This window comes from Cyanobium gracile PCC 6307 (genome assembly GCF_000316515.1).
Taxonomy (GTDB): domain Bacteria; phylum Cyanobacteriota; class Cyanobacteriia; order PCC-6307; family Cyanobiaceae; genus Cyanobium; species Cyanobium gracile.
This window is the reverse complement of sequence record NC_019675.1, coordinates 1,696,083-1,714,335: the sequence shown is the minus strand read 5'-3', so window position 1 is coordinate 1,714,335 and position 18,253 is coordinate 1,696,083. Positions and strand designations below refer to the sequence as shown.

Genomic DNA, 18,253 nt, shown 5'->3' with positions numbered 1-18,253 from the left:
ATCCATCACGCGGGGACGATGCGCGCCAAGCTGTTCCGCAATGGGCGCAGCCAGGCGGTGCGCCTGCCGGCTGCCTTTCGATTCGAGGGCACAGAAGTGGAGATTGAGCGCGACCCGGAAACCGGAGCCGTGGTGCTGACGCCGGTGCGGCCATCGGCCAGTGCCTTGCTGGAGCTCAGGGATGCGTTGCTGCAGGAGCCTGGCTTCCAGGCCGAACTGGATGCGTTTTTCGAGGGGTTGCACGACACCCGTCCTGCCGAACCAGTGGACTTTCCCTGATGGCTGCGGGGAACGAGAGGTTGATGCTGGACACCAACGCCATGAGCGCCCTTCTTAAATGTCGCTCGCCACGTCTGGATGCCTGGGTGCGTGATCAACGCTGTTGCCTGTCCGCCATTGTGGTGGCCGAGATCCGCTACGGGTTGGAGAAGCTGCCGGCGGCGACGCGGTTACAAGAGCTGGCGGAGGCCACCCTCGAGACCCTGGAGATCCTGCCCTGGTCGGAAGCGTGCGCGAGGATCTACGGCCGGCTGCGCGCCGATCTCGAACGCCATGGCAAGCCTCTGGCGGCGATGGATCTGCTGATCGCCAGCCACGCCCTCAGTGAAGGGTGTGCATTGGTGACGGCCGATCAGGCCTTCGCCAACGTGGACGAGCTCACCCTGGAGGCCTGGTGATGGCAGAGACCACTACACACAGCATCGTCGCCAAGCTCTGGAACCTCTGCAACGTTCTGAAAGACGACGGGGTCACGTATCACCAGTACGTGACAGAGCTCACTTACCTCCTGTTCCTGAAGATGGCCAAGGAGACAGGCCGGGAAGAGGGCATTCCGGCGGAATGGCGCTGGGACGTGCTGGAGACCCTGCAGGGCCTCAGCCAGTTCAATCATTACAAAGAGCTGCTGCTGAAGCTGGGCAGCTCATCCCAGTCCAACGAAGGGCCGGAAGAAGAAGAACCGGAAGAAGAAGAAAAGGATGCCAGCCCTGTCTCGCCCATCGTCACTGAGATCTACGCCAACGCCAGTACCTTCATCAAGAAGCCGGTCACGCTTAAAAAGCTGGTCGACGAAATCGACAAGCTCGATTGGTACAGCGCTCGCCAGGAAGGCCTGGGCGATCTGTATGAGGGTTTGCTGCAGAAGAACGCCGAGGAGAAGAAATCCGGGGCAGGCCAGTACTTCACCCCCCGGCCATTGATCGATGCCATGGTGGCGGTGATGCAACCACGGCTGGGGGATGTAATCCAGGATCCGGCCGCCGGCACCGGAGGTTTTCTGATTGCGGCTCAGCGGTGGATCCGCGACCACCAAGAGATCAGCGAGCTGGATACGGCGCAGCAGAAGCAGTTCTACGAGCGCACCTTCTACGGCATGGAGCACGTGCAGGACACGCACCGGCTGGCGCTGATGAACCTGATGCTGCACGGCCTGGATTCCAGCCCTGGGAAGCACGGCATCTGGTATGGCGACACCCTCGGTAGTGATGGCCAAGGGCTGCCTCCGGCCACTTTGATCCTCACCAATCCACCGTTCGGCACCAAGAAGGGCGGCGGCTTGCCGAGCCGCACCGATTTCACCTTCCCCACCAGCAACAAGCAGTTCTGCTTCCTGCAGCACATCTACCGGGCGCTGAAACCCGGCGGCCGGTCGGCGGTGGTACTTCCGGACAACGTGCTGTTCGAGGGCAACGTGGGCAAGCAGATCCGGGCGGACCTGATGGACAAGTGCAACCTGCACACGATCCTGCGCCTGCCCACAGGCATCTTCTACGCCCAGGGCGTGAAGACCAACGTGCTGTTCTTTACACGCGGCAGCAGCGATCGGGGCAACACCAAAGAAGTGTGGGTGTACGACCTGCGGGCCAACATGCCGGCCTTCGGCAAGCGCACCCCCCTCACCCGTGAGAACTTCGCAGAGTTCGAAGCGGCCTATGGCCACGATCCCCTGGGCCTGGCGCCGCGCACGGCCTCCGGGCCGGAAGGGCGCTGGCAGTGCTTCAACCGCGAGGAGATCGCCGCTCGTGGCGACAGCCTGGATCTGGCTTGGCTGAAGGACGATTCCACCGAAGATGGCGCCGACCTGCCGGAACCGGCGTTGCTGGCCCAGGAGGCGATGGTGGAGCTGGAAGGGGCGCTGGAGGATCTACGGGCGATCCTGTTGGAGCTAGGGGAAGAGGTGGAGGAGTTGGTGTGATGGAGGAGCGGGATTTGCCGGTGGGCTGGGCCATGGCAACGGTCGGGGAGCTGACAAATGTAGGGCCGAAGAATGAAACTGCTGATGAGACGGAGGTGGGATTCGTTCCGCTTCAAAGGCTCGGGGTTACTTATCTGTCTAGACACACGCACGAACCACGAGTGTGGAAGGAGGTAAAGAAGGGGTATACACAATTTCAGAACGGAGATGTCTTGCTTGCCCGCATCACTCCGAGCTTCGAGAATGGGAAAGCTGGTATCGCCAGAGATCTCCCGAACGGGCTTGGCGCTGGCAGCACTGAATACATCGTCTTCCGTCCTTTTGCTGATGCGTTAGATCCTCGATATCTTCTGGCCCATTTTAAGACGAGATCCTTCTTGACCAGCGGAGAAATGGTCATGACTGGAGCCGTGGGACAACAGCGTGTTCCCAAGGCATTTGTACTCGAAAGCCAGTTACCACTTGCACCTCTCAATGAACAACGCCGCATCGCCGCCAAGCTTGACACCACCCTCGCCGCTGTCGAGGCCTGCCGCCAGCGGCTCGATGGCGTGGCGGCGATCCTCAAGCGCTTTCGTCAGGCGGTGCTGGCGGCGGCGACGTCGGGGGAGTTGACGCGGGAGTGGAGAGAAGAGAGACCAGATAGCATTGATGCTGCCGGATTAGCGAGATATCTGAGAACCAATCATCAGAATTCTGGAGGTCACAGGGCTGGCAACGCTGCTCCTCCAACAGAAGGCGTACATGACCTAAGTAATCAAGACTTTCCTGATGGATGGCAGCTTGTTTGCTTGAGGGACATTGTTAAGCCCGAGCGGCCTATAACCTATGGGATTCTGAAGCCAGGCCCTGAGCTTTCAAATGGCATTCCATATGTTCGGGTTGCCGACTATCCGGGAAACAAGCTGAGCCTTGATGGCATCCGAAAAACTTCACAAGAAATAGACGAGCTGTATAAACGATCGCGCCTTGAGCTTGGTGACCTCTTGATTTCAATCAGAGGAACAGTGGGTCGTCTGATCTCAATTCCTGCAGAGCTGATCGGCGCAAATATAACACAGGACTCCGCCAGGTTGTCAATTCAAGAGGTGGTCGACTCTTCCTACATCATGATTGCTCTTCAATCCGAAATCCTTCAGTCGCGCATGAGACGCGCCATTAAAGGCGTTGCAGTAAGAGGTATCAATATTGGAGATGTGCGCGCTTTGCAGATACCACTTCCTTCCATTGAGGAGCAAGAGGAAGTTTCTCGGCGCGTGAATGATTTAATCTCCCTCTCTGATCAACTCGAAGCCAAGCTCAGCGCTGCCCGCAAGATTGTCGATCGCCTTACGTCTGCCCTACTGGCCAAGGCTTTTCGCGGTGAGCTGGTGGTCCAGGATCCCAGCGACGAACCCGCGTGGGAGCTGCTGGAACGGATCCGGGCGTCCCGTCAGGCGGACGCCGCTGCAGGCAAACCCTCGCGGCGCGGGCGGCACAAGCCCTTAGCCCACTCGGAACTGAGCTCCCTTGCTCCCACCCCTGTTCCAACCGATGAGCCATCCAGGGTATTTTTAGTACGAACAGGCGACGAGACGACCCAGGGTGAAAAAAGTCCCAGCCGCGTCAGCAAGCCCAAGCCTACAGATAATCTCAAAGGATGGAGTCCAATGCAGAAAGACCTGATTCAGATACTTGAACAGCACCAGACCTGGATATCTGCCTCAACGGCTTGCGAGGAGATGGGTATTTCTGATGGTTCGTCATCTGACGATCTGGAGCTGTTTTATAGCCAGCTCAAGGAGCAAGTCGAAGATGGTCTCGTTGATGTTCAGCGGCGTGTTGATGAAGATTGGTTGAAACTGTCGAGTCTCAAGGTGGCCTAAATGCGGATCGACTGGCTTTGGATAGACGAATACAAGAATTTAAGGGATTTGACGATCAATTTCTCTCAAGACCATCTTATCACGGTCCTGATTGGTCGAAATGGTACCGGCAAATCGAATGTTCTCGAAGCTTTGACGGTTATATTTAGAGATCTCCTGACTAATGAGAAAATCCCAACGATCAAGTATCGAATCGCCTACGAGATTCGAGATCGTTGGATGTTTATCGATGCGGATCCTCATAGAAAAGTTTCTTATAAGGCAAAGACAATTCGCAAGAGTGATCAGCAGAAGCCTTATCCGGTGGGTGCCTCGTTCGATGATTTGGGTGGCGCTCCGATCAGTCGCTCGAAGCTGGTAGGCGAAAAGTCAGAGCACTTGCCGCAATTTCTCTTTGGCTATTACTCGGGCGAGAATAAAAGGATAAAGCCCCTTTTTTACCCTTATCTCAGGGGTTACGATTTCAAACTTAGAGGCGGCATCAACCCGGGACCGAAGCGCATGTTCTTCGCTGAACCTGTGCACAGCAATTTTGTGTTACTGACGTTCATCGTGAATAACAAAAGGCAGACCGAAGATTTCTTGCAAAAGCGACTTGGCCTGGAGGAGGGCGGAATTGAGTCCGTGCTGTTTGTGCTTAAGCAGCCCTATTGGTACAAGAAGAATGCTGCCGACGGTGATAAAAGATTCTGGAACTCTAGAGGTATAGTACGTGATTTTCTCGCCAGGCTGTATGAACTCTCATTGGCACCAATTCGCATTAGGAGACGGGAAGTGTATAGCCTAGGCCGATCTCGGACGCTTGAGTATCTATATCTTTTTCTCAAAGATATCGACGCCCTCAAGGAGCTGTCAAAAGAGAAGACATTTGCTGAGTTTTTCCGCGACCTTGAGAGCACCCACGTGTCCGACCTAATCGATGAGGTGCGGATCAGGATCAAACTGAAGAAGAACGACGGCTCTGTAACGTTCCGCGAGCTGAGCGAAGGGGAACAGCAGTTACTGACCGTGCTTGGATTACTTCAGTTCACCTCTGCGGAGGAAAGCCTATTCCTTTTGGACGAGCCAGATACGCATCTGAATCCACGGTGGAGTGTTGAATACCTTCAAGATATCCGTGATTTTCTTGCCGATGCTAATGACATTAACCAGACCAGTCATGTACTTCTGGCTACTCATAACCCTATTGCCGTTGCGGAGCTGGTGAAGGAGCAGGTACAGATTTTGAAGAGGGATAGCGAGTCTCAAGTGATTACTGCTGTTCCTCCTGATATTCATCCCAGAGGGATGGGCTATGCCGGTGTCATGACCAGTGATATGTTTGATCTCAGTGCTGCACTTGACACCTATACCCAGGCACTTCTTCAAAACAAGAGGAGCATTAGCTCGAAGCAGGTTTTAAGTGACGATGATAAGCAAGAGCTGAAGAAGCTCACAGAAGAGCTTGAGACCTACGGATTCAGGTACCAAGTACGTGATCCCGCAATACGAGATCAGCTGATGGCTGGTATGAATCGTAGTGCTGCCCTGTCAACTTATTCCAGTTCTGACCTCCTTGATTCTGAAGAAGAGAAAGCTGACAGACTCATCAAGAAGGCTCTAGGTGATCTGCCAGGGAGTGATAGAGATGCGTGAAATCAAGCTTGACAGTATTGCATTGCCCAGCGGATGGACCCTCAGAGCACATACTGCAATTGGCGCAGGTCATGCGAATATTCATAAGCATTCAGGTGTTTGGCAAGAATGCAAGAAACCTCTACAAAGCCTGTCTTATGATAAGTGTTATTACTGCGAGACTGTTCAAGAGCGTTCGGATAATGCGGTTGATCACTTCCGACCCAAGTCATTATACCCTTGGTCAGCCTTCAGGTGGGAGAACTACCGTTTCGCCTGCACTTACTGCAATAGTCGTAGACGCGATATAGAGAACAATCGAATTGGTGGTAAGGGTGACGACTTTCCTCTTTTGGACGAGACAAAAAGAGCAACTTGCCTCGCAGAAGAAGTGGATGAATGCCCGCTTCTACTTGATCCTTGTCAGCCGGATGAGCCCGGTTTGATCGACTTTGATGAGAGCGGCCAGCCATCACCAACTTACTCAAATGATGAAAGCGAAACTCGCCACTTAAGAGCAGCTATCTCAATTCGACTGTACCACCTCGATCATCAAGATCTTGTCGATCGAAGAATGGTGTTGGCAACTAAACTTGTTCGGATTATTCATGCGGCTGAGAAGCTTTTTCCATACACGGAGACTGGGATGCCTGCGATCGACGTATCTTTTGAGGAGCACCTTAGGAGTCTGGCAGAGGCGATTAACCCCGAAGCGGAGCTCTCTTCATTCTCAAGACGAATCCTCGACGGTTATCGTTATAATAAGTGGATCCCTGGCTTGCTTAGAACAGTTTAATGGGAAGCCAAGGAGTCGCCGCTTGGATCGAGTTGAATATCTTAGATCTTTGTCAACTATGCTCGGTTTCGTATTGACTTGCATCTGTCTGGGGTCTCTGGTCGCTCATATTCTTCTTGGGATGACTTTAGAGCAAGGTGGATCTTCGGTCTGTGTATTTACCCATTCTTATTGGCATTTACCGGAATAGGCTCAGCCTTCAAGCAATGAACACGTAGGAGATTATGGAACCAATCTGGCAGACAGGCTGATCAGACCGAATCGCGTACTCGGCATGATAGGGATTAGTGTTTATGAATTTGAATTGATCGCCTAAAGTTATCCTGTATGATTTTGATATTGCTCGCTCGATCTGTGTACTGACTATTCCCAAGCCTGGCGGCTGTAGTGCGCCGCAGTTGGCTAGCATCTGAAGTAATCTTTGCTCGTGACAGTATTGCCTGAATATCGCAGTTCGCTTGGCCTGATGGGAATTGAGATCGACAGGGATGAACTTTTAATGCAGAAATGCAACGCGCAAAGAATATCTTACAACATTGAGCTTTCGCCCGGTTTTGGGGTGCCCTTGATCCAGTGGTGGAACTGACAAGAGCAGCCGCTGAACCCCCTTGGCCACCCGTGCCGTCTATACCTTCACCGGTTTTCCTGGAGCCTCTGGGCGCCATCTCTACCACTACCAAGACGGCTACCCCACCGGCTCCGCCTGGCGCTTTGTGCAAGCCCTGCGCGAAACGCCTGAACCCTCCTCCTTCCTTGATGCCTTCCTTAGTACCCAGCCCAAGGGGGAGACAATCCAGGGTCCTGAGCAAGCGGCTGATGCCGAGTACCGCTACCGGGTGCAGCTCGTCTCCGGCGCAGACCCCCACCTACAGGTGCAGTGCTGGCGTCGGATCCCAGTCGGCGGCAGTTGGAATCCCCGCTGCGGGCCCATGCCGTTGGCGAGCTTCATCCAGCGCTTCCTGCCCGGTGATCCGCTTTGACCCGGCCAAGCGCCTGCGAAAGCTGGAGCAGCGCGGCCTGGATTTTCTCGATGCTGAGGCTGTCTTCGCCGGCCCAACGATCGAGGTCCCCGATCGAAGGCGAGACTATGGTGAAGTCAGAATCGTCTGCATTGGATGGCTGCGGGGTCGCGCCGTGATCGTGGTCTACACGGAGCGCAACGGCATCAGGCACATCATCTCCATGCGAAAGGCCAATGAACGAGAGCAACGTCATTTATTCCCCGACTTCTCCTGAAGGCAAGATCCACTCTGATCTTCAGCGCGTGGATGCCCATGTCATCCAACCCGAAGAGTATGAGGAGATCCCTGAAATCACGGAGGAAGATCTCACGCACGCCGTGATCAAGCGCCCTGGTCACCCTGATCAGCTCTTTGTGGCCAAACCATCCCAAGCAACTTGACCCCATAGGCCTCAGTGCCTCAGGGCTTCTCGGTGGGCACTCAAGAACGCCTCCTGCTCGCGGTTGAACGGTCGGATCAGGTTCGCTCCTTCGATGCCCCAGCAGCGCAAGGCCTCCCCTGCTGCCTCGTGCTGCCAGATCAGCTCGCCGCATGAATCGAAGCTGATCCAGTGGCGATCAAACAGCTTGTCCACATGGGGGGAGAGCAGGAGGCCATTGGCGCCGCTCAGCCGTTCGCTGTTGTCGCATGATCGCCAGGGCTTGATGTGGCTCGCCACCAGGAATTCCTGCCGTGCCAGGCCCGTGACCCGGCAGGCCGGCTCTAGCTCCGACACCCGATGGCGAAACAAACCCTGCCCCAGCCGCGCCTTGGTGAGCGCATCGCGCTCGGTGCTGCTGGGCACCTCCCGCAACCGCTGCATGTCATCGAGCAGCGCAGCGGTGTAGTCGCCCTCTTCCGCCAGCACCACCAGGTGCACCCGCACCGCGGCATCGGCGTGCTCTTCGATCAGCTTCAGCAACAGCAGCCCCAGGGTTTCGCTCAGCCCTGCCAGGTACACCCCCTGGTTTCCCCGGCCTGTGCTGGTGCTGATCGGGCTGTGGCGTTCCGGCAGCAGCGGCTGCAGCAGCGCAAAAAACGACTGCGGTACCAGGGCCTGGCGTAGCGGCTGCCAGTTCACCCGCACCAACCAGCCCTCCTGGCTCCAGTTGTCCCCGGCCGTGCCGAACTCCGGCGGTTTGGTGGCCGTGATCGCCGCCGTTTCCACCAGGCCCAGCTGGCTGATCCGCCCATTGGCATAGCTGTACACCACATCCCCCCGCTGGCAGCGGCTGAGGTTGTCGTAGGTCACGTTGCGCGCGCCGTTGGCATTGGCCTTCGGCGACCAGATGTAGCCGCCGTCGGTCTCCTGGCGGTAGGTCTGCTTGTGGTTCACCCACCAGTAGGAGGGCACGGATCCGGCCAGTAGTTGCCTCGTTGTAGCTGAGGTGTGACTGGCTGTCTTCAGTAGGCCTGTCTCGACGGGATCACCCCCCGCACCCCTCCCAGCGGCTGCTCACAATCACCCTCCCTTCTCGGGATCAGATGCCAGTGGGCATGCAACACCGTCTGCCCCGCCGCGACGCCTGAGTTCAGACCCACGTTCCAGCCGCTGATCGTGGCGTCCTGGGCACGCCTGCTCTCGCCGCAGCTTCAGCAATTCCACCACGGCGTTCCACTCAGGCTGGTGCAGCTCCAGCCCGTCGGCAACATGACGACGCGGGATCACCAGGCTGTGCCCCTCGCTCACGGGATAGGCGTCGGCGATGCAGAGCGCCAGCTCGTTCTCCAGCAGCACCCGGCCGCTGCCCTCCAGCGCGCAGAACACACAGCCCGCTTCGCGGTGGCCGTAGCTGGACTGCACTCCGCGGAAGTCGGTGCAGTCGGTGTCCCGCTTGCCGGCGTTGCAGCGGAAGCAGAGCGCCTGCAGGTTGCTGATGGCGTCGGAGCCGCCCTGGTTTTTCGGGACGATGTGGTCCACCTCCAGGGCGCGCTGGTGTTCGTGCGCACCGCAGCACTCGCAGCGGCCCCGGGCGCGGGTGAGAACCCTGTATTTCACCGAGCCGCTGATCGGGGTGCGGTGGCGGCTGCGGTGGGCAAACACCTCCTCGCCGCGCTGCTCGCGGAAGGCATCGAGGCGCTGGCGGCACAGCTGCAGCAGCGCGTCGCGCTCCGCGTCGCTCAGCTCGTCGCCGCCGATCAGGCTGTAGGCGACGCTGCCGCAGGCGGTGATGCCGTTGAAGGTGAACCTTGCTCACCATGCGCTGCCCAGGATCCGCCGGGCCACGTCCTGCGCTGGGGCGGGGCTGCTCCTCCCCAGCAGCTCCATGAGCATGGGGGGGTGGTCGATGGGGCTCATGCGCATGCGATCGGCGATGGTCTCGCGCAGGCGCTGGTAGGTGGCGGATGGGGGCGGGGGCATGGGGGCATCCTGGCTGGGGTGTGACGGGGGTGGCACCTGTCAGGAGGACAACAGCCCTCTGGACTTCTGGCCTGCTTCGTTTTGCTGACTGCATTGACTCTAAAATCCATGCCATGCCCCTTTGGAGGCCTCGGCTGATGGCGGCGAATCTTCCCCTGGGGCAGATGAGTCTGGAAGACAAACTTGAGGCGATGGAACTCCTATGGGCGGATCTCTCCGCCACGCCCGATCAGGTCGTATCGCCTGCCTGGCATCGCGATGAATTAGGGCGGCGCCGCAACCAGCTCGAGCAGGGTTCCGCCCGGTTTCAGTCTTGGAACGACGCCATGACTGACCTCAAGGCTGAGCTTCGTGGATATCAGGCTCCTTGATGCGGCCAGGGATGATCTCCGGAACGGTTAGTTGTTCTACGAACTTCAGGCACCGGGGCTGGGCAATCGCTTTCTGGATGCCGTCGAAGCTGATGTTCAATCATTGACTATCTATAGCGGCATTCATCTTCAGGTCGATGGGTTTCATCGCATGTTGATCAGGCGGTTTCCCTTTGCGCTTTACTACGTGATAGAGGCGACGAGCATCGACATCTACGCCATCCTCGATTGTCGTCGCGATCCGATCTGGATTCGCGCTCGCCTTGGGGCGACTCGGCCTTCTCCATGAGGCCGAAGAACAGGGCCTGCAGCATGCCGATGGTCTCGGAATGCGTCGAGACGTTCCCAGCAGAGCTCAAGCAGCTCGTCGCGTAGTGGCTCCGCCACGCTGGCCTTCGGCCAGGTACCGCCATCGCTCAACTCTTCGCCGCCGATCAGGCTGTCGTGGCCATCGCCATAGGCGGTGATGCCGTTGAAGGTGAACCCGGCCCACCATGCGCTTCCCAGAATCCGCCGGGCCACGCCCTGCGCCGGGGCCTGGCTGCGGCGGCCGAGCAGTTCCATCAGCATGAGCGGATGGTCGATGGGGCTCATGCGCCTGCGCTCGGCGATGTAGTGCCGCAGGCGAAGGAAGGCAGCAGAGGGGCTGGTGGCCATGGAGTGATGGTGGCGGCTGCCGGGCAACCGGGCCAGGGTTGGTTTTGGGCGGCCCGTCAGGCAGGTGCCCCTGCTGGGATCCCTTCTGGCGTGGGTGTGCCGCCCCAGTCCCCGACCCGTGCTCTTGTCCGTGGCGTGGACAGGCGCCCGTCGTTGTGAGGGTGGACGGCAGGCAGAAGGGAGATAACCGGGATCCAACAGCCTGTCCCGAGGACGGGGGCTTTCTGATTCGGAGATGCCTAAGAGAGCCGAAAAGGTATAGAATTAGCACCGTATGGAGTTCGTGTTCGATCCGCTCAAGAGTGACTCCAGCCTTGCCAAGCACGGCATCGACTTCCTTGCTGCCCAGCAGCTCTGGAACGATTCGGAGCTCCTGGAGCTTCCGGCCCGCACCACCGGGGAACCGAGATCTCTGGTGATCGGCAGGATTGGCCTCAAGCACTGGTCAGCCGTGATCACTTACCGCGACCAGAGCATCCGATTGATTTCCGTTCGGCGGTCCAGACCAGAAGAGGTGGAGCTCTATGAACAGTTCTGATTTCGATCAACGTTTCGATGCCGGCGAGTCCGTGCTCGACGCCCTCGACCTCGGTGGTGCCCGTCGCCGTCGGCTCGAGCAGAAACGCGTCAACGTTGACATCCCCGTGTGGATGATCGACCAGCTCGATCGCGAAGCCAGCCGCCTCGGCGTCACCCGTCAGTCGATCATCAAGGTGTGGCTCGCGGAGCGGCTGGAGCAGCGGACGTCTGCTTGAGAGCTGAACTGAGACTTCTATCTAGAAGGATCTAGCCGGGCGGCCGGGCCAGGTTTGGTTTTGGGCGGCCCGTCAGGAGGGCGACCCTGCTGGGATCCCTTCTGGCGTGGGCGCCTGGCGGCTGCAGCCAACCCGGCTCCTGGTGTGGCTGTGCCGCCCCAGTCCATACCCGCCACCGCTATCGCCGGCCGACTTCCCCAGCCAGCCCTAGGATGTGTACACATTTGGCAGGAGGAAGGCGTGGCGACCCGTATTGGGATCCGTGAACTCAGGTCCAGGCTGGCCTCCCATCTGGAATCGACCACGCCGATTGAGGTGACCCGCCATGGCCGCACCATTGGCCTCTACGTGCCCTTGCCCCAGCAAGGCAACCTGAGTGATCGGGAGAAAGTGTTGGAGGCTGGCCGGCTGATGCAGGCTGAACTGGACCGTCTCGGGCTCAGCGAAGACGAGCTCAGTGCCGACTTCAAGGCCTGGCGGAAGGGGCACCGTGAGCAGCCATCGGCCTGAGGGTGGAGCGCAAGCGCCTGGTCCTGGACGCGAACATCCTCATTCACTGAAGCCAACGTGGCTGAGGCTGCCGCCTACGTGACTGATCTCGGCAGAAAGAGAGGTCTCAGTGCAGAGGTCTGCGCCGTGGCTTTGCTTAGCCTGCTGTTGATTGTCCAGGTTGTGGAGAACAGCGTGCTGGGGTCGGCGAAGGAGGAGGCCTTGGCGAGGATCCGCGACAAGGATGACTGGCCTGCCCTGGCCCTGGCGTTGCAATTGGAATGCGCCATCTGGACGGAGGATCAGAACTTCTTCGGCATCGGTATCGCAACCTGGACCACCAACACGGTGGAGCGTTACCTGGAGAGCTGAGCCCATTCCGTTCACCAAATGCCGCCGCGGTATCACCAGGCTGTGCCCCTCGCTCACCGGGTAGGCCTCGGCGATGTAGAGCGCCAGCTCGTTCTCTAGCAGCACCCGGCCGCTGCCCTCCAGCGCGCCTGCAGGTTGGTGATGGCGTCTGAGCTGCCCTGGTTCTTCGGGATGATGTGGTCCACCTCCAGGGCGCGCTGGTGCTCGTGCGCGCCGCAGCACTCGCAGCGGCCCCGGGCACGGGCAAGGACTCTGTATTTCACAGAGCCGTTGATCGGGCTGCGTTGGCTGCTGCGGTGGGCGAACACCTCTTCGCCGCGCTGCTCGCGGAAGGCGTCGAGGCGCTGGCGGCACAGCTGCTGCAGCGCGTCGCCGCCGATCAGGCTGTAGGCGCCGTTGCCGTAGGCGGTGATGCCGTTGCCGGTGAGCACCCGGCCCACCATCCGCTTCACCCGTTCGGTGTAGTCGTCGACCTGGGTCACGTCTTCGCCCAGGATCCGCCGGGCTACGTCCTGCGCTGGGGCCGGGCTGCGGCGGCCCAGCAGCTCCATGAGCATGAGGGGTTGGTCGATGGGGCTCATGCGCATCTGCTTGGCGATGGTCTCGCGCAGGCGCTGGTAGGTGGCGGAGGGGGGTGGCGGCATGGGGGAATCCTGGCTGGGGTGTGACGGGGGGTGGCACTGGTGGAAGAGAAGCCCCGGCGATCACCCTGGCCCACAAATGCTCCCCCATGCAGACCACGCGATCGTTGATGAAGCCAAGATCTGCGACTATCTGCTCTCAGACACGCATCCAGTTGGTCGTTTCAAGGCCAGGGTCTTTCGTTCACTCGGCTACACCGTTGAATCCTGGACACGACTCCGTGATGATCTGCTCCACCATGGCCAGACTGGGACGGTTCAGCGGATCGAGATGAGCGCCTACGGGATGAAAGTAGTCATCAGTGCTACGTTGAAAGGCCCGAATGGATCAGCCAGACCATTCAGAACGGTCTGGCTGATCCCCGATCACTCCAATCAGCCAAGGCTCGTCACCGCATTTCCGGAGTAAGTCATGTTCGTCTTGCACCAGACAGTTGCTCTCACCCACGACATACCTGATTCTGGTCTGCAGTTGGGCGATCTCGGTGCTGTCGTAGCAATTCACGATCCTGAAAATGTCGAGGTTGAGTTTGTCGCTGCATCGGGACGCACCCAATCGCTGTTGACGCTTTCAAGCAGCAGCCTCCGAGCGATTGGTGATCAGGATCTGATCGCTGTGCGTTCATTGGCTACGGCCAAGCCTTGAGCTTTGGAGGTGCTTAGCGACCCCAAGCATCCGCTCGGCGATGGGCTCTCCATACTGTGCGCTTGATCCGCACCCGGCCGCTGCCCTCCTGCGCGCAGAACACGCAGCCCGCTTTGCGGTGGGCGTAGCTGGCCTGTACACCGCGGAAGCAGATCGCCTGCAGGTTGCTGATGGCGTCGGAGCCGCCCTGGTTTTTTGGGACGATGTGGTCCACCTCCAGGGCCCGCTGGTGCTCATGCGTGCCGCAGCACTCGCAGCGGCCCCGGGCGCGGGTGAGAACCCGGTATTTCACTGAACCGCTGATCGGGGTGCGGTTTCGCGAGCGGTGGGCAAACACCTCCTCGCCGCGCTGCTCGCGGAAGGCATCGTGGCGCTGGCGGCACAGCTGCTGCAGCGCGTCGCGCTCGGCGTCGCTCAGCTCGTCGCCGCCGATCAGGCTGTAGGCGCCGTTGCCGCTGGCGGCTGCCGGGTGACCGGGCCAGGTTTGGTTTTGGGCGGCCCGGCCGGCAGGCGCCCCTGATGGGATCCCTTCTGGTGTGGGCGTGAGGCGGTTGCAGCCATCACGGCCAGTCGTTCGTGATTGTCCATGCCTGCGGTGTATGGTGTATACACCAGGCGGTTGGCCATGCAACGCACCCAGATCTACCTGTCGGAGCCGGAGCGGCAAGGCCTGTTGGCCCTGGCCCAACGCAGCGGACGCAGCCAGAGCGCCCTGATCCGTGAAGCCATCGATCGCTTTCTGGAGAACAAACAGCCTGAAGAGCGGCTCGCCAAGCTTCGACAGGGAAGGGGCCTCTGGGCAGCCGGACCTGGTCCGCTGGATGGGCTGAAGTTGCGCCAGGAACTTGACCGCATCCCCCCCGAAGGCGGCTGATGGCGTCCGCCGCGAACGGCTTGCTCGTCATCGACACGGATGTCTTGATCGACTATCTCCGCGATCAGCCCCTGGCGGTGGCGTTCCTGGAAGGCTGCGATCAGCCCCTGGCGGCCTCTGTGGTGTCGATCGCTGAGCTGTACGTGGGTGTGCGCGAGGGGGTGGAGCGCCAGCGGTTGGATGCCTTTGTGTCGGCCTTCGAAGTGCTGCCGCTGGAGAAGGAGGCGGCGATGAAGGCGGGGCTGTTGCGCCGTCAGTACGGCCGCAGCCATGGCACGGGCCTCGCGGATGCCCTGATTGCCGCGAGTGTGCAGGCTGGCGGAGCAACTCTGGCCACGCTCAATCGGCGCCATTTCCCGATGCTGGCCAATGTGCTGGTTCCCTATGCGAAGGGAGGGTGATCCTGAGCAGGCCCTGAGCCGCTGGGGTGTGACAGGGGGTGGCACTGGTGGAGGAGAAGCTCACGTGCCATGGCATCCATCTCTCCAGTCCCTTTGCCCGGCTTCGACCGCGCTTACGATGGACTTCTTGCCGGTGGGAGTGGCAATGACGCCCATGTCTGACCTGCTGCAACTGCCCCAGAACGAGCGGCTGGCCCTGGCGATCGCCCTATGGGACAGCCTCGATGACCAGTCCCGAGATGGGGCGCTGCCGGTCGACCCTCCCCTCCGCGCCGAGCTCGACCGGCGCTGGGCGACCCATCGCGACAACCCCGAAGCGGCTGTGCCCTGGGATGAGGTGCGGAGCCAGCTCGGCCTCGGCTGACCATGCGCCCGGTTCGCTTCCTGCCGGAGGCGGTCGAGGATCTACTGGCGACCCAGCGCTGATACGGCCGCCAGGATCTCCGCCGCTGGCAGCAGCGCACCTGAACGCACCGCTGCTGGGCGCGGAAGGGGTGGGAGCCAGTGGCGGACAGCAGAATGGGAGCCATGGATCCCAGACAGCCACCCACGCTTCAGCGGCTCAGGCAGATGGGCCCTGAGCTGCTCGCGCTCACAGCCGCCCACGGTGGCCAGGATCTTCGCGTTTTCGGCTCTGTGATCCACGGGGCGGCAGGGCTGCAGAGCGACGTGGACCTCCTGGTGGATGTCCCCTCCAGCCCCAGTTTTGAGCAGTACATGGACCTCAAGCTGGCGCTGGAAGACCTGCTCAGCGCCCGGGTGGACCTGGTGACGCGCCGTGGTCTTCGCCCTGAACTTCGGCAGCGGATCGAGCAGGAGGCCATTCCTCTTGCCTGAAGGGGGGACTGCCCGTAATTGGTCGCTGTTCCTCCAGGACATGCAGCTGTGCTTCTCCAAAGTGCTCCGATACAGCCAGGGACTCACCCGGCAGCACTTTCTTGCTGACGAGATGTTGGTTGACGCCGTACTCCGCAACCTGGAGGTTCTTGGTGAAGCGGCGAAGCAGATCCCGCCGGGGGTCCGTGAGCGGCACCCCCAGGTGCCTTGGCGACGCATTGCTGGCCTCCGCGATGTTCTGGCGCATGCCTACTTCGGCCTGGAAGAAGACACCATCTGGCAGATTGTTTCCGAGAGCATTCCAGCCCTGGCTGACCAGTTGGTCCAAGTGATTGAGGCTGAGCTTTGATGGCTGCTGAGGTGCGCAAACTCCTCCTTGCCGCGCTGCGCGCGGAAGGCATCGAGGCGCTGGCGGCACAGCTGCTGCAGCGCGTCGCGCTCGGCGTCGCTCAGCTCGCCGCCGCCGATCAGGCTGTAGGCGCCGTTGCCGTAGGCGGTGATGCCGTTGCCGGTGAGCACCTTGCCCACCATGGGCTGCCCAGGATCCGCAGGGCCGCGTCATGCGCTGGGGCCGGGCTGCGGCGGCTGAGCAGCCTTAGGAGCATGAGCGGTTGGTCGATGGGGCTCATGCGCATGCGTTCGGCGATGTAGGCGCGCAGGCGTTGGTAGGTGGCGGAGGGGGGCGGGGGCATGGAGCGATGCTGGCGGCTGCCTGGCGACCGGGCCAGGTTTGGTTTTGGGCGGCCCGTCAGGCCATCGCTCCTTCTGGGATCGCCTCTGGCGTGAGCGTGCTGCGGCTGCAGCCCACCCGGCTCCGGGGGGTGGTGTGCCGCCCCAGCCCCCGACCCACGCTCGCAGCAACCCAGGGCCGCGGTGCAGCCCGGACACCCTCCCGGCAGAATGGCATCCAGATCGGAACCCCGATGGCCAGCTCCAGCCCACGGACCGAACAGGTGCTCAGCACCCTGCGGCTCCATCGTGGCGACTGGCAAAAGCGCTTCCACGTCGTGGATATCGGCGTCTTTGGCTCGGTGGCCCGCGGCGACGCCCGTCCCGACAGCGATGTCGACGTGTGGGTGCGGCTGGATCCGCTCACCCCCTATGCCCTGGTGCACCTCAAGCAGGAGCTGGAAACGTTGCTGAGCACCTCTGTGGATGTGGTTCTCTTGCGCGAGCGCATGAACCCCTCCCTCAAGCAGCGCATCCTCGCCGAAGGCCTGCAGCCATGACGGATGGCTCCAGCCCGTTGCTGGATGACCTTCTGGCTGCCCTTGAACGTGACAGTAGCAAGAGTCAGCCTCTCTTGCAGGATCCCTCACAAGTCGATTCGGAACTGGGACGAGATCTGCTTGACGTGATCTGCATGCAGTTCCTGGCGATCGGAGAGGCTCTCAAACGTTTCGAACGCCAGTGGCCTGGGCTTCTGCAGGCTGAATTCCCTTCGGTGGATTGGAAGGGAGCCATGGGATTTCGCGATGTGATCGCCCATCAGTACTTCGATCTCGACAGTGAACAGGTGTTGCTGATCTGTGAGCAATCCCTGCCTCAACGGATCGCGGCTGTTCGGGCTTTGCGGCAGAGCCAATGATTTGGTGGGCTTTGGGCCTTGGGCGGCCCATCAGGCGGGAGCCCCTGCTGGGATCCCTTCTTGCTGTGCCGCCCCAACCGCTTGAGGCGTCTACACTTCTGTCTATACACCTCATTTTCATGGCTGCCACCCCTTCCCGCCAGGCCCTGCGCCGCTGGGGCAACAGCCTCGGCATCCGGTTGCCCGCTTCCATCGCCCGTGAGGCTCAGCTTCAGGTGGATCAGGCCGTGGAACTCTCCGTTGTGGAGGGAGGCGTGATGATCCGGCCGGTGCAGCATCGTCTGTCTCTGGCCGAACGTCTGGCGGCGTACGAGCCCATGGCTGGCGAACCCACGGAGGCCATGGCCTTCCGTCCGGTGGGGGCTGAGGTCGTCGAGTGAGTCCCCGCCGTGCCGTCCATGGTTGGGTTCCCGATCGCGGCGATGTGATCTGGATCGACCACAACCCCCAGGCCGGCCGCGAGATGAAGGATCACCATCCCTTTGCGGTGCTCTCCACCGCTTCCTTCCATTCCACCGTGGGCCTGGTGGTGGGCTGCGCGATGACCACAGCTCCTTACAACCGTGGCTACACCCTTGCTGTGGACCTGGGCCCCATCCCCGATCGGCCGGGTTCCCACAGTTATGTGCTCTGCCAGCAGCTCAAATCCTTCGACTGGCGCGCCAGGGGCGCTCGCCCGCATCCGATCGGGCGACTGAGCGACTCCCACCTGGAGGAGGCGGTGGCGATTGTGGGACAGATCCTTGGGTTTGTCGTCTGAGCCATGGCACGCCGGTCGACGCTCGATCGA

The 18,253-nt window shown here is 60.4% G+C and carries 31 protein-coding genes and 1 pseudogene; 25 read left to right on the top strand and 7 right to left on the bottom strand.

Annotated elements, in window-relative coordinates; all coding sequences use genetic code 11:
- Positions 1-18: 18 nt before the first annotated feature.
- The 8 genes from CYAGR_RS08325 (at position 19) to CYAGR_RS19125 (ending at position 7,705) form a co-directional block, all read left to right on the top strand.
- Complete coding sequence (locus tag CYAGR_RS08325) at positions 19-279, top strand: antitoxin (RefSeq protein ID WP_015109360.1); 261 nt, start codon at positions 19-21, stop codon at positions 277-279.
- The gene (locus CYAGR_RS08320) at positions 279-677 is read left to right on the top strand and encodes a type II toxin-antitoxin system VapC family toxin (protein WP_342662053.1); all 399 of its coding nucleotides are present in this window, start codon (positions 279-281) and stop codon (positions 675-677) included. The genes CYAGR_RS08325 and CYAGR_RS08320 overlap by 1 nt, the downstream gene beginning before the upstream one ends.
- Positions 677-2,194: a class I SAM-dependent DNA methyltransferase gene (locus CYAGR_RS08315; RefSeq protein WP_015109358.1), complete on the top strand. Its 1,518-nt coding sequence runs from the start codon at positions 677-679 to the stop codon at positions 2,192-2,194. The genes CYAGR_RS08320 and CYAGR_RS08315 overlap by 1 nt, the downstream gene beginning before the upstream one ends.
- Positions 2,194-4,059 carry a restriction endonuclease subunit S gene (locus CYAGR_RS17105; RefSeq protein ID WP_015109357.1) on the top strand — a complete coding sequence of 622 codons (1,866 nt, stop codon included), beginning with the start codon at positions 2,194-2,196 and terminating at the stop codon, positions 4,057-4,059. The genes CYAGR_RS08315 and CYAGR_RS17105 overlap by 1 nt, the downstream gene beginning before the upstream one ends.
- Positions 4,060-5,694 carry an AAA family ATPase gene (locus CYAGR_RS17100; RefSeq protein ID WP_015109356.1) on the top strand — a complete coding sequence of 545 codons (1,635 nt, stop codon included), beginning with the start codon at positions 4,060-4,062 and terminating at the stop codon, positions 5,692-5,694.
- Positions 5,687-6,469: an HNH endonuclease family protein gene (locus CYAGR_RS17095; protein ID WP_015109355.1), complete on the top strand. Its 783-nt coding sequence runs from the start codon at positions 5,687-5,689 to the stop codon at positions 6,467-6,469. The genes CYAGR_RS17100 and CYAGR_RS17095 overlap by 8 nt, the downstream gene beginning before the upstream one ends.
- 608 nt (positions 6,470-7,077) lie before the next feature.
- Positions 7,078-7,449: a hypothetical protein gene (locus CYAGR_RS19130; protein ID WP_015109354.1), complete on the top strand. Its 372-nt coding sequence runs from the start codon at positions 7,078-7,080 to the stop codon at positions 7,447-7,449.
- Positions 7,436-7,705: a BrnT family toxin gene (locus tag CYAGR_RS19125; RefSeq protein ID WP_015109353.1), complete on the top strand. Its 270-nt coding sequence runs from the start codon at positions 7,436-7,438 to the stop codon at positions 7,703-7,705. The genes CYAGR_RS19130 and CYAGR_RS19125 overlap by 14 nt, the downstream gene beginning before the upstream one ends.
- Positions 7,706-7,882: 177 nt before the next feature.
- Here the strand turns inward: CYAGR_RS19125 and CYAGR_RS08295 are convergent, their stop codons facing one another.
- The 4 genes and pseudogenes from CYAGR_RS08295 to CYAGR_RS18725 form a co-directional block, all read right to left on the bottom strand.
- Positions 7,883-8,824 carry an HNH endonuclease gene (locus CYAGR_RS08295; protein ID WP_015109351.1) on the bottom strand — a complete coding sequence of 314 codons (942 nt, stop codon included), beginning with the start codon at positions 8,822-8,824 and terminating at the stop codon, positions 7,883-7,885.
- A gap of 50 nt (positions 8,825-8,874) precedes the next feature.
- Positions 8,875-9,012 carry an HIT family protein gene (locus CYAGR_RS19590; protein WP_425386777.1) on the bottom strand — a complete coding sequence of 46 codons (138 nt, stop codon included), beginning with the start codon at positions 9,010-9,012 and terminating at the stop codon, positions 8,875-8,877.
- Positions 9,013-9,118: 106 nt separating this feature from the next.
- Positions 9,119-9,391, bottom strand: a pseudogene (locus CYAGR_RS19585) (HNH endonuclease); the annotation flags it as partial.
- A 273-nt stretch (positions 9,392-9,664) separates the two neighbouring features.
- Complete coding sequence (locus tag CYAGR_RS18725) at positions 9,665-9,832, bottom strand: hypothetical protein (protein WP_172637167.1); 168 nt, start codon at positions 9,830-9,832, stop codon at positions 9,665-9,667.
- 164 nt (positions 9,833-9,996) lie between these two features.
- Here CYAGR_RS18725 and CYAGR_RS08285 point away from each other — a divergent pair, with 164 nt between their 5' ends.
- A complete protein-coding gene (locus CYAGR_RS08285; RefSeq protein WP_216593335.1) occupies positions 9,997-10,203 on the top strand; it encodes an addiction module protein in 207 nt (68 codons plus the stop codon).
- Positions 10,204-10,416: 213 nt separating this feature from the next.
- Here CYAGR_RS08285 and CYAGR_RS18280 read toward each other — a convergent pair whose 3' ends face one another.
- On the bottom strand, positions 10,417-10,860 hold the full coding sequence (locus CYAGR_RS18280; RefSeq protein WP_043325604.1) for a hypothetical protein: 444 nt from the start codon (positions 10,858-10,860) through the stop codon (positions 10,417-10,419).
- Between the two features lie 274 nt (positions 10,861-11,134).
- Between CYAGR_RS18280 and CYAGR_RS08275 the strand changes: the two genes are divergently transcribed.
- The 4 genes from CYAGR_RS08275 to CYAGR_RS08260 all read left to right on the top strand — a co-directional run bounded on the left by CYAGR_RS08275 (position 11,135) and on the right by CYAGR_RS08260 (position 12,476).
- Complete coding sequence (locus CYAGR_RS08275; RefSeq protein WP_015109349.1) at positions 11,135-11,398, top strand: BrnT family toxin; 264 nt, start codon at positions 11,135-11,137, stop codon at positions 11,396-11,398.
- The gene (gene brnA, locus CYAGR_RS08270; RefSeq protein ID WP_015109348.1) at positions 11,385-11,615 is read left to right on the top strand and encodes a type II toxin-antitoxin system BrnA family antitoxin; all 231 of its coding nucleotides are present in this window, start codon (positions 11,385-11,387) and stop codon (positions 11,613-11,615) included. Before CYAGR_RS08275 ends, brnA begins: the two co-directional genes overlap by 14 nt.
- 240 nt (positions 11,616-11,855) lie before the next feature.
- Positions 11,856-12,125, top strand: a complete 270-nt coding sequence (locus CYAGR_RS08265; RefSeq protein ID WP_043325600.1) for a prevent-host-death protein — start codon at positions 11,856-11,858, stop codon at positions 12,123-12,125.
- A 57-nt stretch (positions 12,126-12,182) separates the two neighbouring features.
- Entirely contained in the window at positions 12,183-12,476 is a 294-nt protein-coding gene (locus tag CYAGR_RS08260) for a PIN domain-containing protein (RefSeq protein WP_071881570.1), read from the top strand.
- A 95-nt stretch (positions 12,477-12,571) separates the two neighbouring features.
- On the opposite strand, the gene CYAGR_RS08255 is transcribed toward CYAGR_RS08260, so the two are convergent.
- A complete protein-coding gene (locus tag CYAGR_RS08255) occupies positions 12,572-13,120 on the bottom strand; it encodes an HNH endonuclease (protein WP_043325598.1) in 549 nt (182 codons plus the stop codon).
- On the opposite strand from CYAGR_RS08255, the gene CYAGR_RS19485 reads away from it, so the two are divergent.
- Positions 13,119-13,526 (top strand): DUF6883 domain-containing protein, encoded by a 408-nt coding sequence (locus CYAGR_RS19485; RefSeq protein ID WP_342662052.1) that lies wholly within the window; start codon positions 13,119-13,121, stop codon positions 13,524-13,526. The two genes, CYAGR_RS08255 and CYAGR_RS19485, sit on opposite strands and share 2 nt — an antisense overlap.
- 3 nt (positions 13,527-13,529) lie before the next feature.
- Entirely contained in the window at positions 13,530-13,763 is a 234-nt protein-coding gene (locus CYAGR_RS17060; RefSeq protein WP_015109346.1) for a DUF4926 domain-containing protein, read from the top strand.
- A gap of 13 nt (positions 13,764-13,776) precedes the next feature.
- On the opposite strand, the gene CYAGR_RS17780 is transcribed toward CYAGR_RS17060, so the two are convergent.
- The gene (locus tag CYAGR_RS17780) at positions 13,777-14,394 is read right to left on the bottom strand and encodes an HNH endonuclease (RefSeq protein ID WP_245552489.1); all 618 of its coding nucleotides are present in this window, start codon (positions 14,392-14,394) and stop codon (positions 13,777-13,779) included.
- Between CYAGR_RS17780 and CYAGR_RS08245 the strand changes: the two genes are divergently transcribed.
- From CYAGR_RS08245 to CYAGR_RS08200, 10 genes are all read left to right on the top strand, one after another.
- Complete coding sequence (locus CYAGR_RS08245) at positions 14,389-14,637, top strand: ribbon-helix-helix domain-containing protein (protein ID WP_043325596.1); 249 nt, start codon at positions 14,389-14,391, stop codon at positions 14,635-14,637. The genes CYAGR_RS17780 and CYAGR_RS08245 overlap by 6 nt on opposite strands.
- The gene (locus CYAGR_RS08240) at positions 14,637-15,038 is read left to right on the top strand and encodes a type II toxin-antitoxin system VapC family toxin (protein WP_015109344.1); all 402 of its coding nucleotides are present in this window, start codon (positions 14,637-14,639) and stop codon (positions 15,036-15,038) included. Before CYAGR_RS08245 ends, CYAGR_RS08240 begins: the two co-directional genes overlap by 1 nt.
- A gap of 154 nt (positions 15,039-15,192) precedes the next feature.
- Positions 15,193-15,402 (top strand): addiction module protein, encoded by a 210-nt coding sequence (locus CYAGR_RS18720; RefSeq protein WP_043325593.1) that lies wholly within the window; start codon positions 15,193-15,195, stop codon positions 15,400-15,402.
- A 206-nt stretch (positions 15,403-15,608) separates the two neighbouring features.
- Positions 15,609-15,875: a nucleotidyltransferase family protein gene (locus tag CYAGR_RS08230; RefSeq protein ID WP_015109342.1), complete on the top strand. Its 267-nt coding sequence runs from the start codon at positions 15,609-15,611 to the stop codon at positions 15,873-15,875.
- A gap of 40 nt (positions 15,876-15,915) precedes the next feature.
- The gene (locus CYAGR_RS19580) at positions 15,916-16,224 is read left to right on the top strand and encodes a HepT-like ribonuclease domain-containing protein (RefSeq protein WP_015109341.1); all 309 of its coding nucleotides are present in this window, start codon (positions 15,916-15,918) and stop codon (positions 16,222-16,224) included.
- A complete protein-coding gene (locus CYAGR_RS19575; RefSeq protein ID WP_043325591.1) occupies positions 16,224-16,526 on the top strand; it encodes a hypothetical protein in 303 nt (100 codons plus the stop codon). The genes CYAGR_RS19580 and CYAGR_RS19575 overlap by 1 nt, the downstream gene beginning before the upstream one ends.
- Before the next feature lie 272 nt (positions 16,527-16,798).
- On the top strand, positions 16,799-17,104 hold the full coding sequence (locus CYAGR_RS18715; protein WP_015109339.1) for a nucleotidyltransferase family protein: 306 nt from the start codon (positions 16,799-16,801) through the stop codon (positions 17,102-17,104).
- The gene (locus CYAGR_RS17055) at positions 17,101-17,463 is read left to right on the top strand and encodes a HepT-like ribonuclease domain-containing protein (RefSeq protein ID WP_015109338.1); all 363 of its coding nucleotides are present in this window, start codon (positions 17,101-17,103) and stop codon (positions 17,461-17,463) included. Before CYAGR_RS18715 ends, CYAGR_RS17055 begins: the two co-directional genes overlap by 4 nt.
- A 119-nt stretch (positions 17,464-17,582) precedes the next feature.
- On the top strand, positions 17,583-17,843 hold the full coding sequence (locus CYAGR_RS08205) for an AbrB/MazE/SpoVT family DNA-binding domain-containing protein (RefSeq protein WP_015109337.1): 261 nt from the start codon (positions 17,583-17,585) through the stop codon (positions 17,841-17,843).
- Positions 17,840-18,223, top strand: a complete 384-nt coding sequence (locus tag CYAGR_RS08200; RefSeq protein ID WP_015109336.1) for a type II toxin-antitoxin system PemK/MazF family toxin — start codon at positions 17,840-17,842, stop codon at positions 18,221-18,223. Before CYAGR_RS08205 ends, CYAGR_RS08200 begins: the two co-directional genes overlap by 4 nt.
- The last annotated feature ends 30 nt before the right edge of the window (positions 18,224-18,253 follow it).